The sequence below is a fragment of the Pantoea sp. A4 genome, from assembly GCF_000295955.2.
Classification (GTDB): domain Bacteria; phylum Pseudomonadota; class Gammaproteobacteria; order Enterobacterales; family Enterobacteriaceae; genus Pantoea; species Pantoea multigeneris.
Genome location: NZ_ALXE01000051.1, coordinates 47,300 through 62,175 on the forward strand (window position 1 = coordinate 47,300; position 14,876 = coordinate 62,175).

General features: G+C 52.2%; 12 protein-coding genes and 1 pseudogene. 9 read left to right on the forward strand and 4 right to left on the reverse strand.

Annotated features, from left to right (window positions below; translation table 11 throughout):
* Positions 1 to 315: 315 nt before the first annotated feature.
* Positions 316 to 1,626: a guanine deaminase gene (gene guaD, locus B880_RS0121270; RefSeq protein ID WP_017349487.1), complete on the forward strand. Its 1,311-nt coding sequence runs from the start codon at positions 316 to 318 to the stop codon at positions 1,624 to 1,626.
* A gap of 62 nt (positions 1,627 to 1,688) precedes the next feature.
* Positions 1,689 to 3,737 carry a peptidyl-dipeptidase Dcp gene (dcp, locus tag B880_RS0121275; RefSeq protein WP_017349488.1) on the forward strand — a complete coding sequence of 683 codons (2,049 nt, stop codon included), beginning with the start codon at positions 1,689 to 1,691 and terminating at the stop codon, positions 3,735 to 3,737.
* 17 nt (positions 3,738 to 3,754) lie between these two features.
* Here the strand turns inward: dcp and hpxO are convergent, their stop codons facing one another.
* Positions 3,755 to 4,912, reverse strand: a complete 1,158-nt coding sequence (hpxO, locus tag B880_RS0121280) for an FAD-dependent urate hydroxylase HpxO (protein ID WP_017349489.1) — start codon at positions 4,910 to 4,912, stop codon at positions 3,755 to 3,757.
* Between the two features lie 366 nt (positions 4,913 to 5,278).
* On the opposite strand from hpxO, the gene B880_RS0121285 reads away from it, so the two are divergent.
* On the forward strand, positions 5,279 to 5,971 hold the full coding sequence (locus B880_RS0121285; protein ID WP_017349490.1) for a helix-turn-helix transcriptional regulator: 693 nt from the start codon (positions 5,279 to 5,281) through the stop codon (positions 5,969 to 5,971).
* Between the two features lie 160 nt (positions 5,972 to 6,131).
* A complete protein-coding gene (locus tag B880_RS0121290) occupies positions 6,132 to 7,043 on the forward strand; it encodes a pyridoxal-phosphate dependent enzyme (RefSeq protein ID WP_017349491.1) in 912 nt (303 codons plus the stop codon).
* Between the two features lie 330 nt (positions 7,044 to 7,373).
* On the opposite strand, the gene B880_RS0121295 is transcribed toward B880_RS0121290, so the two are convergent.
* Complete coding sequence (locus B880_RS0121295; protein ID WP_017349492.1) at positions 7,374 to 8,393, reverse strand: LacI family DNA-binding transcriptional regulator; 1,020 nt, start codon at positions 8,391 to 8,393, stop codon at positions 7,374 to 7,376.
* Between the two features lie 395 nt (positions 8,394 to 8,788).
* Here B880_RS0121295 and B880_RS0121300 point away from each other — a divergent pair, with 395 nt between their 5' ends.
* The 3 genes from B880_RS0121300 to B880_RS0121310 are packed head-to-tail and all read left to right on the forward strand — an operon-like array spanning position 8,789 to position 12,636.
* Positions 8,789 to 9,508, forward strand: coding sequence for a gluconate 2-dehydrogenase subunit 3 family protein (locus B880_RS0121300; RefSeq protein ID WP_026042828.1), 720 nt, complete (start codon positions 8,789 to 8,791; stop codon positions 9,506 to 9,508).
* Between the two features lie 40 nt (positions 9,509 to 9,548).
* On the forward strand, positions 9,549 to 11,321 hold the full coding sequence (locus B880_RS0121305; protein ID WP_017349494.1) for a GMC family oxidoreductase: 1,773 nt from the start codon (positions 9,549 to 9,551) through the stop codon (positions 11,319 to 11,321).
* A gap of 1 nt (position 11,322) precedes the next feature.
* Positions 11,323 to 12,636 (forward strand): c-type cytochrome, encoded by a 1,314-nt coding sequence (locus tag B880_RS0121310; protein WP_017349495.1) that lies wholly within the window; start codon positions 11,323 to 11,325, stop codon positions 12,634 to 12,636.
* Between the two features lie 128 nt (positions 12,637 to 12,764).
* Here the strand turns inward: B880_RS0121310 and chaB are convergent, their stop codons facing one another.
* Positions 12,765 to 12,998 (reverse strand): putative cation transport regulator ChaB, encoded by a 234-nt coding sequence (gene chaB, locus B880_RS0121315; protein ID WP_017349496.1) that lies wholly within the window; start codon positions 12,996 to 12,998, stop codon positions 12,765 to 12,767.
* Positions 12,999 to 13,240: 242 nt separating this feature from the next.
* Between chaB and B880_RS0121320 the strand changes: the two genes are divergently transcribed.
* Complete coding sequence (locus tag B880_RS0121320; protein ID WP_017349497.1) at positions 13,241 to 13,441, forward strand: hypothetical protein; 201 nt, start codon at positions 13,241 to 13,243, stop codon at positions 13,439 to 13,441.
* 233 nt (positions 13,442 to 13,674) lie between these two features.
* A pseudogene (locus tag B880_RS26250) lies at positions 13,675 to 13,776 on the forward strand (protease); the annotation flags it as partial.
* 181 nt (positions 13,777 to 13,957) lie between these two features.
* Here B880_RS26250 and B880_RS0121330 read toward each other — a convergent pair.
* Entirely contained in the window at positions 13,958 to 14,851 is an 894-nt protein-coding gene (locus B880_RS0121330; protein WP_017349499.1) for an SDR family oxidoreductase, read from the reverse strand.
* Positions 14,852 to 14,876 lie beyond the last annotated feature (25 nt).

The following is a 14,876-nucleotide window of genomic DNA, read 5'->3' on the forward strand; positions in this document are numbered from 1 at the left end:
TCTTCTGACTCACCATAACACAACCCTCCCGCAGCCAGGGGTCAAACCACCTTGTGCACCAGAATGGGTAAGGTTGCACTGATGAGGTGCAAAAGAGGGCGCGCTCGCAGGGTTGTGCGTGCAGCGTAAAACAGTATCAATGGCTGACCTTGACAAGCAACCGGTTGCGTTACGACAAAGGGCTTATTTTTTCATATAAAAGTGATGTTACATAGCTAAATTACTGATAAGTAAACTATAACGGGTTATATGCGCTGGCACGCGCTTTGCAAAAGGTGAGTCAGAGTATTGTCGGTTTATGATTAAGGATTCAGGATGCCTCAAGCCCCACTTCGCGCCATTCGCGCCAGTTTTATCGATTTCCGCCATACGGTTGCCAGCCCGGAACAGCTACCTGAAAGCGTGCGCTATCTCGCCGATGGGCTGTTGCTGATCGACAATGGGCATATTGTATCGCTGACCCCGTGGCAGGAAGGGGCGCTCAGTGAAGCGGTCGAATTGATTGACCTGAGCGGTAAAATCATTGTGCCTGGCTTTGTCGATAGCCATATTCACTACCCGCAAACGGAAATGATGGGAGCCTACGGCGAGCAACTGCTGGAATGGCTCAATCAATACACTTTCCCGGTTGAAAGCCAGTATCACTGTCCGCAGCACGCGGCGCAGATCGCGGAATTCTTTATCGATCAGCTATTAGCCAATGGCACCACCACGGCATTGGTGTTTGCTACCGTACACCCGGAATCAGTTGACGCGCTGTTCAATGCCGCGCTAGCGCACAATATGCGCCTGATTGCCGGCAAAGTGATGATGGATCGCCATGCGCCAGAAGCGCTAATCGAGACGCCGGAAGAGAGCTATCAACAGACGCGCGATCTCATCACCCGCTGGCATGAGAAAGGGCGACTGAGCTACGCGTTGACGCCACGTTTTGCCCCCACATCATCGCCACAACTGCTGGAAAAAGTGCAGCAGTTGCGCCACGAGTTCCCGGATGTCTGGCTGCATACCCATTTAAGTGAAAATCCGCAGGAAATTGCCTGGGTCAGACAGCTTTTCCCGGAGCGTAGCGGTTACCTGGATGTGTATCACCACTATAACCTCACCGGGCGGCGCAGCGTCTTTGCTCACTGCTTACACCTCGAAGATGACGAGTGGCAATGCCTGCACGAGACCGATTCTGCCATCGCATTTTGTCCGACCTCCAACCTGTTTTTAGGCAGCGGGCTGTTTGATATCAAACGGAGCTGGCAACAGCAGGTGAAAGTGGGGATGGGGAGCGATGTGGGTGCCGGAACCACCTTTAACATGCTGGAGACCCTGGGCGAAGCCTATAAAGTCGGCCAACTGCAACAATACAAGCTCAGTGCGTGTGAAGCCTTTTACCACGCTACCCTTGGCGGGGCGCGGGCGCTCGATCTGGACAGTAAGATTGGCAATTTCGCCGTCGGTAAAGAAGCCGACTTCGTGGTGCTCGACCCGGCAGTCACGCCGCTACAGACACTGCGGTTGGCCAAAACCGTGGATATCTGGGAAATCCTGTTTGTCCTGATGACGTTTGGCGACGATCGAAATATCGCTGAGACCTGGGTGGCCGGTAGCCGCTGTTGGCCCAAAGCGTCGTGAGTTGTCGCCGTCGGTGGAAACTGGCAGGATAGCTTTTTCGCGTACTTACCGCAGGAGCTCGTATGAACGCCCGAAGCAATCCGTTTTTCACTGAAAGTTCATTGCCTTATCAGGCACCGCCTTTTGACAACATCACCGATGAAGATTACCTGCCAGCCTTGCTGGCAGGCATAGAGGAGAAGCGGCTTGAGGTTCAGGCAATTGCGACCGAAAGTGCCCCCGCAACCTTCGCAAATACCTGCGTGGCACTTCAACGCTGCGGCAGCTTGCTGACGCGGGTGAATCACGTTTTCTCCGCCATGACCTCTGCGAATACCAGCGCGACCCTGCAACAGATCGATGAAACCATTGCCCCGCAACTCACGGCGCTCAATGACGAAATCATGCTCAATAGCGCCCTGTTTGCGCGCCTGGATGCCGTTTATCAGCAGCGCAATGATCTGGCGCTGGAGGGGGAAGATTTACGCCTGCTGGAAGTGATGTGGCAATCTTTCCAACTGGCAGGCGCCAGCCTCAGTGAGCAACACAAACAGCAGCTCAAAGCCCTGAACCAGGAAGAGGCAGCACTGACCACCCGTTTCACGCACCAACTGCTGGCGGCCACCAAATCGGGTGGATTGCTGGTTGAGCGAGAAGCGGCACTGGCAGGGCTAACGGCCGATGAAATCGAGGCAGCCAAATCTGCCGCGCGCGCTCGCGGCATTGATGACGGCTGGTTACTGGGTTTACACAACACCAGCCAGCAGCCGGTGAATGCGCAGTTAACGGTGCGCGAAACGCGTGCTGCGCTGCATCAGGCCTCGGTATTGCGTACCGAAAAAGGCGATAGCAACGACACCCGCAGCCTGGTTCAGCGGTTGGCAAAAATTCGTGCTGAACAGGCAAGCTTGCTTGGGTTTAAGAACTTTGCCGCCTGGCAGCTGCAAGATCAGATGGCCGCGACACCTGAAGCCGCACTGAGCTTTATGCGCAATATCGTCCCGGCTGCACGCCGCCGTGCCCAGCAGGAAGCCAGTGACATTCAGGCGGTGATTGATGCTGAACACGAGCCTTTTGCACTGGCCGCCTGGGACTGGAACTTCTATGCGGAACAGGTGCGCCTCGCGCGTTACGACCTTGATGAGTCGCAGATTCAGCCCTATTTTGCCTTAGATCGGGTGCTGGAAGAGGGCGTTTTCTGGTCGGCTAGCCAGCTATTCGGAATTCGCTTTGCGTTGCGTGAAGATATTCCGGTCTATCATCCCGATGTGCGCGTGTGGGAGATTTTTGATGCCGATAATACCCCACTAGCCCTGTTCTACGGCGATTTCTGGCAGCGTGATAGCAAGCTGGGCGGGGCGTGGATGGGCACGTTTGTTGACCAGTCAACCTTGCTCAATAGTAAGCCGGTTATCTATAACGTCTGTAACTATACGAAACCCGCTGCCGGACAGCCTTGCCTGCTTAACTGGGACGAGGTCATTACGCTGTTCCATGAGTTTGGTCATACCTTGCACGGCCTGTTCCCGACGCAACGCTATGCCACCCTTTCCGGCACCAACACGCCGCGCGACTTTGTCGAATTTCCGTCGCAGCTAAATGAACACTGGGCCAGCCATCCCGCCGTGTTTAGCCACTATGCCCGGCACTGGCAAACGGGTGAGCCGATGCCTGCGGCCCTGCAAGACAAAATGCATCGCGCCAGCCGCTTTAATAAAGGCTATGACATGAGTGAATTGCTGGCGGCCGCACTGCTCGATCAGCATTGGCATAGTCTTGATACGAGTGTAGAAATTGCTGATGTCGCCCGCTTTGAACAGCAAGCCTTACAGCAAGAGGGGCTGGATCTGCCACAAGTCCCGCCACGTTACCGTTCCAGCTATTTCCAGCACGTGTGGGGCGGCGGGTATTCCGCCGGTTACTATGCCTACATCTGGACCCAGATGCTGGCAGATGACGGGTTTGACTACTTCGTGGAGCAGGGTGGATTGACGCGTGAAAACGGCGAACGCTATCGCCAGATGATCCTTTCACGCGGCAACAGCAGTGAGCTGCAACAGCTGTACCGCGACTGGCGGGGTGCCGATCCGCAGATCGGCCCGATGCTGCTCAATCGCGGCCTGGCGGATTAACACTGCCCGGCGGGGCGTTAACCCAGCGGCCCGCCTTCAATGGTGTCACACATACCGGCCAGCACGCGCTCGCCGGTTTCGCTTTTCAACTCTTCGTACCAGGCGGCAGTGACCGTCGCATCTTTGGCATGCGTAACGTCACAGCGCTTGCGTGCTTTCAGGACCAGATCTTTCACGCGCTCCACGCGACGAGCCTGATAGCGCAGCAACCCATCTTCAATACCCAGTGAATGGGAGGCCAGCACCGTGGCGAGGACAACCGCATCCTCCATGGCCGCACAGCCGCCCTGACCAATATCCGGTGTGGTGCTGTGTGCCGCATCACCCAACAGCGCAATCCGGCCACGGACTAACTGACTAAAGGGTTCAATATCGTGGATCTCCACCCGATTCGTGGTTTCTGGATTGATGGCCGTAATTAATTGCTGCACCGGAGCCGCCCAGCCAGCGAAATAGCGCTGCAAATCGGCTTTTACACTGGCGCGGTCTTCGGCCAGCCCTTGCGGTAACGGCACGTCAAAGAAGAAATAGAAACGATTACCGCTGACCGGCATCAGCGAAACGCGTTTACCTTCTCCTACAAATGTCGTCCACTGATCCAGCGGCGCAATGGTGCTGTCCATGGTCACCAGTCCGTTCCAGTTAACATAGCCAGCGTATCGGCGCGGCTGGAGCTCTCCGGTGACATACTGGCGGATCACCGAGTGCGTGCCGTCTGCCGCCACCAGGAAATCACCGCTTGCCTCGCTGCCATCCGCAAAGGTTGCGGTGACGCCATCCGGGGTTTCTTCCACCTGAATCACGCGTTTGCCGAACTGGACGCGACTACGACCGTAGTGTTCGATCAGCATCGCCTGAAGTTCGGCGCGGGCGACAGGATAGGGGCGCTCACCCACCTGATCGACCAGCGGCTGCATGCTGAAGCGGGTGAGGGTGTTTCCGCTGGCAAAGTCGTTATAAGCCAGCCAGGCCATATTGCCCCCCAGCGCGCGCAGCTGCTCTTTCATGCCCAGGGCATTCAGGCATTTCACGCCATTGGGCCAAATGGAAATGGCGGCACCCACGGGCTTCATTTGTTGTACGGCTTCATAAACTTCAGTGGTGATGCCTGCTTTTTCCAGCGCAATTGCCGCGCTCATGCCACCAATACCGCCACCTATTACAATCGCTTTCATTTTCAGTTCCTCCATGTGCTACAGAGGTTTTGCAACTTTTGTACCAGGTTGCGTTTTGAGATTTTGTAGATTTTTATCAATTATTTATAAATATTTTGTTTCTGGGGTGGTTGAAGGGATGCTCTAAAAAAGTGCGTGTCAGGGGCATTAATGCACGGCGTTGAATCGATTGTTTCATGCCTGTGCATTGCCGCTACCCTGTTCAGTTCCACACGTTGTCGCTGCAAACGTGCACGACCTCCTGAAGAGTTGGCGCGACCACGGATATCTCTTTCGTTGAAGTAATTTCGACAATATGTCGATCCAAATAGTCGTTATTTGGTATTTTGATAAACATTATGTTGAATTAAACGGTGTGAAAATGTGATGACTGAACAAGCTGACGAACTGTCCTTTGAGCAGGAGATACTGCAGATACTTGCCGCGGCAGTGCGCGCCATTGGCAGTGTGCTGCCGGGCAACACGGAGCTTGTCCTGCATGACCTGCGCAATCCGGCGTTTTCTGTTGTCGAAATCGCCAATGCCCATGTGACCGGGCGTAAAAAAGGGGATTCCGTTCTGGCAGGGCTGAGAAAAGATAAAGCGTTCATTACCGCTCTGGAGGAAAGCCAGGAGCGTGTGACGCTTTTGCCGGATTACGAAACCTTCTCGCGTGAAGGCACGCCGTTGCGAAGCGGTACCGCGATTTACCGGGGGCGAGATTCGCGTCCATTTGCAGCACTGTGTGTCAATGTTGATAACAATGGTATAGAGAACGCACTCACGCTGCTGCACACGCTATCAGGCGTAAAAATTCCGGATGCCGAAGTACGGATTGCCGATCAGCCCCATGACACTATCGAAGATCTGATGAAGGAAATTATCAGTAATGCGACGGGGTTAAACCCAGGAAGCCGGCGCGCTGATGCCAAAAAAGCCAAGATGCTGGCCGTGCAGCAGATGCAGGAACGGGGCATTTTTCTGATGAAGGGGGGCGTTGAAAAAGCGGCTGAGGCGCTGGGCGTGACCCGTTACACCATTTATAACTACCTCGATGAACTGAAAAACACCGACAGCTGAAGACAGCCAACTGTGAAGAGATGCTATGCATCGCTATGCCAGCCCGAGGCCTTATTCTGTTACGCGAGCCGGTTTCTTTGCGGCCAGCGGGCTGGTGGTTTTGAGGTTGAGCTGTAAGTACAGGCCGTGGCCTGATGCTGATTTTAACTGGAGCTGACAAATGTCACTGAGTATTAAAACCCCACTGCTGGAGTCCCTGCCGCTGGGCCAGCTAAACGGCACCCGTGTCTGGATGAAAATGGAAGCTGCCCAGCCTTCAGGCTCTTTTAAAATTCGCGGTATTGGCTTTGCATGCCAGCAACATTTCGAAAAAGGTGCTCGCCGCTTTATCTCCTCGTCCGGTGGTAATGCTGGGCTCGCCGTCGCGTATGCAGGTCGCCAGCTTGGCGTACCGGTGATCGTTGTGGTGCCTGAAACGACCTCTGAACGCGCCCGACACCTGCTGCAGCTGGAAGGGGCAGAGATCATTATTCACGGGAAAATGTGGTCTGAAGCCAATGAGCTGGCGCTGTCGCTGCTGACGGAACAGGATGCATTTCTGCACCCCTTTGACGATCCGCTGTTCTGGCAGGGACATGCCTCGATGATTGACGAAGTTGTTGCTGAGGGTATCAGGCCTGACGCGGTGATCCTGTCGGTAGGCGGAGGCGGCCTGCTTGCAGGCGTTGATGAAGGCCTCCGCCGTCATGGTTTGGACCATGTTCCGATCTATGCCGCAGAGACGCAGGGGATGTCTTCCTGTCATGCTGCACTGAAAGCAGGCAAACCGGTTGAAGTCACCGCACTTACGGGTGTTGCCACTTCACTCGGCGCACGGCAGATCTGCCAGCGCGCCTTTGACATTGCGCAAAAACGGCTGGTGGTGCCCGTTGTCGTGACCGATCGTGAAGCGGTAAATGCCTGCCTCACTTTCCTGGAGGATCATCGTGTGCTTGTCGAACCTGCTTGTGGTGCTGCTCTTGCCCCGCTGTATGGCAAAAAGCTGAACCTCGAGAATGAGAAGAACGTACTGGTCATTGTATGTGGTGGGTCAACCGCAACGGTGGATTCTCTCAACGGCTTTAACGGTTAACACCTCCTCCTGAACCGATAAACAAGGGTGCCTGGGTACGGCATCCTTCACTAACTGACAGCAAAGGCACGGCAGGGGATGGTTTTAGGTGAACCGGTATAAGGTTGAGAGGGGGAAATTTACACGCTAAGACGTCAGTGTTGAACCCGGTTGCAAGAAGCGGTTGGGATCTTTGGTGGCAGCTAAAAAGCCACATCATCAACCTGTGAAAGACGGTGTAATGCAGACTGCCCGGGCAGAATGCGCTTTGTTTATATTTACTAGTTACAACATGCTATTAGCTGTTTCAGTAAAAAACATCATTGCGGCCTTTGCTGAGCAGGGTAACATTCACCCTAAGGTCTCTGCGGTCGTGATTTTCAACGCCACTTTTCCGTCCTGATAAACATCCGGCATAAATCCCTGTTCCAGATGGCGTAACATAATATTCAGCGCCAACGCAGCATGTTGCTGTGCATTTTGATCCAACGTGAAATCCAGTACATCATCCAGCAAAAGCTGTTTCGTAACGGAATAGAGTTCATGGGTGATATAAGTGCATTCCCCCGCCAGTTGATGTTGCTTAAGAATATCCGCAATATCACTGTTTCCAGTGCCGGTATTATAAATGCCGACCACATTTTTCGCCGTGCGCAACGTATTATTGAGCAGGGAACGAATCCGCTGTTTTTCATCCTGACCGGCCAGAACTGAACGTAAATTCAGCTGCGGTGATCGCTGTTGCAATACATCCCGGAAACCCGCAACCCGTTGTGTATGCGCACGAAAATCCATTCTGCCGCTCACTAATATCACATCACCTTCGCCCGGCGTGGTTTTGCTCATTAATAATCCGGCAGTGGCTCCAGCCTGCTGCTGATCAATCCCCACATGGCATAACCGTTCAGCGTCGGGAATATCTGTCGCTAAAGTGATGACTGGAATTCCTTTGGTTTTACAGTGCGCTAAAGCTTCGTGAATAACAGGGTAGTCATGGCCAAAAACAACAATTCCGTCACGTTGACTGCTGCTTTCAATGATTTTTTTTGCCAGTTTTTCCGGGCTGGATTCCGGTACTAGCGTCCGATAAAGCGTTATTTTTTTGTAGCCCAGCGTATCGGCAACGGCAGCAAACTCTTTTGCCAGTTGCCGGAAAAAAAATGACTCCTGGCTACTGAGGAAAACTTCAATTTTCCACGGTTGACTGGCTTCTTCAGGCAATAATCTTTGCAACCCGGCCTTACGTGCTGCATTCAGTACTTTACGCACGGTTTCAGGTTTTACCCCTCCACGTTCGTTAAGCACCCGATCAACGGTGGCGATGCCAACGCCTGCTTTCATCGCCAGCATTTCAAGCGTTACTTTTTTCATGACTTCTCCAGACATCAACACCGTCCTGCCATCATTTGGGCAAAACATAACCGGTGTTGTGCTCTTTATTATGCTGAGGTTACGTGAGCTGGCAAGATGTGATCGCCATCAAACCGTGCTGATAGCAGCTTAATTCGCCATGATGGATTTCCATCAATAAAAACCTTTCAAATCGTAGGGCGGGGATCTACTCTGCGCAGGTTGTTAACGTCTGCGTAACTGATTGTTTAACTTGTGGAGACAAGTTACCTCACCTACAGCCATAAATTGTCATAATTATCGATGGTGTTAATTACGCCAGATAATCCTATAACACATTAAATTTGTGGCACGTTATGACCACTGTTTTTTTTTGTGGTCTTTTTGATGCAATGTGAATCATTAGCAGGGATATCATGAAACGTAGAGAATTTCTCACTTCCATTACTGCACTGGGAGTCGCATCTACTATACCTGTGGTTACTCAGGCGGAGGTCATTAATGGTGGCCAGCCGTGGGAACCCGGTCAGGTAAAAACACCACCATCGCCACCCCGCCAGGGCGGACTGCAATATTTAACGCAACACGAGTTTGACACCGTAGGGGCAATCGCCGAACGCTTTATTCCCGCAGATGAAACCAGTCTGAGTGGAAAAGAGGCGGGCTGCGCCACCTTTATTGATCGTCAATTAGCCGGGGATTACGGTAATGCGGTCGCCATTTATCGTTTGGGTAAATTTGTTAAAGGCACACCTGAACAGGGGCCACAGTCGCCTTTAACGCCTGCTCAACGTTATCGCCTTGGTCTGGCTGCACTGGATAAAGCCGTACAGCAACAATATGGCAAAGACTTTATTTCTTTATCCGGCGAGCAGCAGGATAAAGTGCTGACCGCGCTGGAAAATGTCACGCTTGATTTAGGTGAAGAAGTGGAAACCAAAGTCTTTTTCGAACTGTTATTACAGAACGTACGCGAAGGTTTCCTTTCCGATCCAATCTATGGCGGAAATAAAGAGATGACCAGCTGGAAAATGATTGGCTTCCCGGGAGCACGTTATGACTTCCGTGATTTACTGCCAAAGAAAGGGCAGAAACTCAATATTATTCCAACCAGCTTAATTGATAACCAGCTGTAATTTATTTCCCTCCAGAGCTGAGCCATAAAGAGTTTTTAAAATGAAAAATGTCCGTCCAAAAGCTGATGTCGCCATCGTCGGCCTGGGGTGGTGTGGTTCTTTGATTGCAGAAGAACTGACCCGCGCTGGTCTGAATGTCGTTGCCATTGAACGTGGCCCGTGGTTTGAAACCGCAACCGATTTTCCGCCTTCCGTTGATACCGATGAACTGCGTTGGGATACCCGCCGCAGTATGCTACTGCCGCCTGCGGTAGAAACCACCACCTTCCGTAATAACTCCACCCAGACCGCGTTGCCGACGCGTGACTGGAACCTGAACGAACTCGGTTATAACGTTGGCGGTTCGGGCACCCACTGGGCCGGAATGGCGTGGCGCTTTACGCCATTTGATTTCGAGCCCTATAGCCAGACGGTAAAACGTTATGGCAAGCAGCAAATTGCAAAAGGGGTGATCCTGCAAGACTGGGGCGTCACCTATGACGAACTGGAACCGTTTTACGATCGTTTTGAAAAGATTGCCGGTGTGTCCGGTAAAGCGGGCAAGCTCAACGGCAAAACCATGCCAGAGGGAAACCCGTTTGAAGGCAACCGCAGCAGTGAGTATCCGCTGCCTGCGCTGGAAAGCATGCGACTGACCGACATTTTTGCCGAAGGGGCAAAAAAAATCGGCCTTAATCCGTTTATGGTACCCGCTGGCCAGGCATCACGCGCCTACGTTAACCCACTGGGTGTGCGTATGGGTCCCTGCACCTACTGCGGCTATTGCCTCTATTACGGTTGCGGTAACTTCTCCAAATCCAGCCCGAATGCCTGTGTCATCCCGGCATTAATGCAACGCGAGAACTTTACCGTACTGACTGACTCGGCGGTGGTGCGGGTTAACAAGGCTGAAGATGGGAAAACCGCTACTGGCGTAACCTATATCGATAAAAACCAGAAAGAGTGGGAACAGCCAGCGGATATTGTCATTCTCTCCGCTTTCCAGATGCAAAACGTACGTTTGCTGCTGCTATCCAAGATTGGTGTGCCGTACAACCCCGTGACCAAAACGGGCGTTGTGGGGCGCGCTTATAGCTTCCAGACGGTCTCTGGCGCAGCGATTCACTTTAAAGATGAGAATCTTAACCAGTATATCGGTGCCGGTGCGCTCTCTTCGCAGGTGGATGACTGGAATGGCGATAACTTTGACCATACCGGGCTTGGCTTTATTGGCGGCGCGGGAATTCTGGTGGTCGCTCGCGGCGCGCGTCCCATCGGCAACGCAGATGCACTACCACCGGGATCACCGCGTTGGGGTAAAGACTGGAAAAAGGCCTATACCCACGCGTTCCAGAACACCACGTTTATCTTCGGGCAGGGCACCAGCTTCTCCCACGAAGATTACTATCTTGACCTCGATCCTGAGTACAAAGATAACAACGGCAATCCGCTGCTGCGTGTGACCTTTGACTACAACGATAACGACCGCCGCTCGGCGAAGTTTATCGAAGAGAAGAGTGTTGAGATTGGTAAGGCGATGGGTGCAGAGATCGTGATCGGCACCAACTCAGCCTCAGGCGCGTATTCACCTTACAACTTCGCCAGTGACCACACCATTGGGGGTGCGGTGATGGGTACCGATCCGAAAACCTCGGTCTTGAACCGTTACCAACAGTGCTGGGACGCACACAACGTGTTTGTGCTCGGGGCTTCTTCGTTCCCGAACAACGCCGGGTATAACCCGACGGGCACCATTGGTGCACTAAGTCTGTGGACGGCGAAAGCCATTATCGAACAGTACCTGAAAAACCCAGGTCCGTTGGTGAAGGTGTGAGATGAAAAAGACCCGATTAATTGCTGGTGTGGCGTTGGTCGCTGCGGCAGTGGCTGCCGCTTTACTGTGGCAAAATGGCAACACCTCAGCAGATAACGTTGCCAGTAACGATGTTTTGACCAGTCAACCACCCACGGCGGCAGATGCCGCAGCGGTGGAGCGTGGTCGCTATGTGTCTATCGCCAGCGACTGTACGGCCTGTCATACCGTTCCCGAAAGCAAGCAGCACATGGCGGGTGGCTACGCCATCAGCACGCCGTTTGGTGGGATTTACGCCAGCAATATCACCCCAGATACTGCAACGGGAATTGGTAGCTGGACGGAGCGTGATTTCTTCCGTGCCGTGCGTCATGGCAAAGGCAAAGAGGGTGAAAACCTCTATCCTGCAATGCCTTACAACGCCTACGTGAAACTGACCGATCAGGATATGCACGACCTGTGGATGTATATGCGCTCGGTGCAGCCAATTCATAACGCGGTGCCAGAGACGCAGCTGGGTTTCCCGTATAACATCCGTCTGGCCATGATGGGCTGGAACCTGTTGTTCTTTAAAAATGAAGGGTTCAAGCCGGACCCCAGCCAGTCTGCGGAGTGGAATCGGGGTGCCTACCTGGTTGAAGGCCCGGAACACTGTGCCGCCTGCCATACCGCCAAGAATATCATTGGGGGCGATACCAGTGATTACTTGCAGGGCAGTAACCTGGGGGAATGGCACGCGCCAGACATCACGCCAAATCACTACACCGGGATTGGTAGCTGGTCGCAGCAGCAAGTGGTGGACTACCTGAAACTGGGCAGTAACCACGTTGCCGTGGCTTCAGGCCCGATGGCGGAAGCGGTGACCAATTCAACCCAGCATCTGACCGATGCCGATTTGAATGCCATCGCGGTTTACCTGAAGTCGGTGAAACCCTCCGCTACCCAGAAGCCAACTGCGCTGACCACCGCTAACAGTGAGCAGATGAAAAGCGGCGAGAACCTCTATTCGGTTAACTGCACCGCCTGCCATAACAGTGACGGGAAAGGGATACCGAATCTCGCCGCCAGCCTCGCCAATAACCCAGGTTTACAGGCAGAAGATCCTTCATCCATCATTACCACGGTATTGCAGGGCGGTCGCGGTGCAGTTACCGTCGGCAACCCGACCAGTGGTGCGATGCCTGCCTTTGCGTGGAAACTGTCTGACGACCAGGTCGCAGCAGTGGCGACCTATCTGCGCAATAGCTGGGGTAACGCCGCACCGGCCGTGACCGCAGAAGAAGTGGCGAAAACCCGTAAGCTGCTTAAAGCACCGGAGCAGATGCCGGAGCATTAATTAACGTCACACACAGCAACAGGCCACCTTTGGTGGCCTTTTTTTGGTGTGCCGGGCATGTTCAGCAGCTCGGGGGGAAGTTCCTCTGATTGTGACCTAAAAATATTGACCACTGCACTGTTGTTTTATCAGGACGGTTTTTTATGCCATTTACCGTCATCACCTTTTTCATATTGATGTTTTACAGCCGCCCAGGCAACCTTATGCGATACCTCTTCGCGTGAGTTGTCGTCGCGCCTGTCTTTTTTATCTTTATACTCATCCCACGCACTGTTGAATGCCGCAATGTATATATCTTGCCCATGTGCGGGCAGAACATGTTTAACGCTATCTGGTAGTGAACTTCGCGAATCATAGGGCATAGATAATCTCCGTTGGATTCTGGCTTCAACTATGTCTTACATCACTTTTTGAGAGAAAATAATATAAAAATCAGGTGATCAACAGCATTTATAATGCTTGTATTATATTAAATGTAGTCTGGATATAAGGTTTTTTCCAAAACATATCCTTCATGCGATGGTGTAAATTTTACCAAACTTTGAAAAAGTAAGTCTGGCAGTGGGTTAAGATTAAACTACTCTGGAACGTTACGAGGTTTGTTATGAAAAATCACAGTTCGAATGAGCAATGTAATAAAGAAGGTGACGCGCGTAAAGACTTACCGGAAGCTGCAAAAAATACTGGTAACGCCGATGAGAAGGATGATCATCCTGCCAGGGATAATCCGAATGAGCATGGTGAGATCCCACGTACACGTGATGACAGCAAAGACCACAAGCAAGATCCGTACAAGGATCAATAATGTGTAAAAAATACTTTGCAACTAATTTCCTGAATGCGACTTGAAAGCAGGGTCGTAGGATTTTTAGTCACACCAGGAAAGATGAATTACCTCCTCTTTAGGACTGCATTTGATTTATGCATACAAATGCGTGGAGAAAAATAAACAGGAACAATTATGGTCTCTATCCTGCCGTCAGGCTTGCGTTTTAAGCCAAACTGGCCAGACTTTAATGTTCATCCACTCCTGGAACTGAAGAGGTTGTGGTTGATGATGATAAGCTGGTCACCAGCCGCACACCTGATGATTTACCCGCGTTTAATCGTGAAACGTTGCGTATCCTCAATGCCGCCTGACCGGCTATTGGGAAGATGGCGCAATATGCGGTAAACCTGCTTTTCAACGGCGAAGGATACGCTAAACATCTGCGTATCCTTCGCTGCATAAATATTTATTGTCAGGCTCTGCAATCCTGAGGTGCAAAAGGCCACACTGAAAAACAGGATGAACTTTACCTACTTGTACCCGGTTCTTATGCTAGAGGGTGCCGGTTCCACCATCGGAGCACCACACCTGGCCGGAAGTGTAGCTGTTGGCCGTTTCCGCGAGTGTAACGTATAACGGCGCAATTTCTACGGGTTGCCCAGGACGAGAAAGCGGGGCGGTGGCACCGAACTGCTCAATTTTCTCTGGTGGTTGCCCCCCACATACCTGTAACGCCGTCCAGTAGGGGCCAGGTGCGACAGCGTTCACACGAATTTGCTGTTCTCCCAGTTGTTTGGCGAGAGATTTAGTAAAGGCCGCTATTGCCGCTTTTGTCTGCGCATAATCAAGTAAAATTGCACTTGGTTCATAGGCCTGAACAGATGAAGTGTTAATGATAGATGAACCGCTGGGCAAGTATTCAAGTGCCGCCTTTGTTATCCAGAACATCGCATAAACATTCGTCTTAAACGTTGCATCAAAATCTTCAGTGGAGAGCGTCCGAATGGATTTATTATATTGCTGTCGGCCTGCATTATTCACCAGAATATCCAGCCCGCCTAGTTTCTCGTTAGCCTGATTAACTAACTGCTGACAAAATTCCTCAGAACGAATATCACCCGGAATTGCCACGGCTTTGCGGCCTTCTGCTTCAATTAATTGTACAACCTCTGCGGCATCCTGTTCTTCATCGGGTAAATAGTTGATAGCGACATCCGCACCTTCACGAGCATAGGCTATCGCCACGGCCCGGCCAATCCCTGAATCACCGCCTGTGATTAGCGCTTTACGGCCGTCCAGTCGGCCATTCCCTTGATAGCTTTCTTCACCATGATCGGGTTTAGGATTCATCTCGGATGCCAGCCCGGGAAATGCCTGATGCTGACGCTTAAAGGGTGGGGTAGGATATTGGTTAGTGAAAATTGACTTGTTGGTTGATGAAGTCATCTTGATCTCCTGTAAGGTAGATTAA

Bases quoted from the DNA above. Each gene is read 5' to 3' on its own strand.
- chaB (WP_017349496.1), bottom strand. From the start codon at position 12,998: ATGCCCTATGATTCGCGAAGTTCACTACCAGATAGCGTTAAACATGTT.
- B880_RS0121305 (WP_017349494.1), top strand. From the start codon at position 9,549: ATGAAAAATGTCCGTCCAAAAGCTGATGTCGCCATCGTCGGCCTGGGG.
- B880_RS0121320 (WP_017349497.1), top strand. From the start codon at position 13,241: ATGAAAAATCACAGTTCGAATGAGCAATGTAATAAAGAAGGTGACGCG.
- B880_RS0121330 (WP_017349499.1), bottom strand. From the start codon at position 14,851: ATGACTTCATCAACCAACAAGTCAATTTTCACTAACCAATATCCTACC.
- B880_RS0121310 (WP_017349495.1), top strand. From the start codon at position 11,323: ATGAAAAAGACCCGATTAATTGCTGGTGTGGCGTTGGTCGCTGCGGCA.
- guaD (WP_017349487.1), top strand. From the start codon at position 316: ATGCCTCAAGCCCCACTTCGCGCCATTCGCGCCAGTTTTATCGATTTC.
- B880_RS0121285 (WP_017349490.1), top strand. From the start codon at position 5,279: ATGACTGAACAAGCTGACGAACTGTCCTTTGAGCAGGAGATACTGCAG.
- B880_RS0121295 (WP_017349492.1), bottom strand. From the start codon at position 8,393: ATGAAAAAAGTAACGCTTGAAATGCTGGCGATGAAAGCAGGCGTTGGC.
- dcp (WP_017349488.1), top strand. From the start codon at position 1,689: ATGAACGCCCGAAGCAATCCGTTTTTCACTGAAAGTTCATTGCCTTAT.
- hpxO (WP_017349489.1), bottom strand. From the start codon at position 4,912: ATGAAAGCGATTGTAATAGGTGGCGGTATTGGTGGCATGAGCGCGGCA.
- B880_RS0121290 (WP_017349491.1), top strand. From the start codon at position 6,132: ATGTCACTGAGTATTAAAACCCCACTGCTGGAGTCCCTGCCGCTGGGC.
- B880_RS0121300 (WP_026042828.1), top strand. From the start codon at position 8,789: ATGAAACGTAGAGAATTTCTCACTTCCATTACTGCACTGGGAGTCGCA.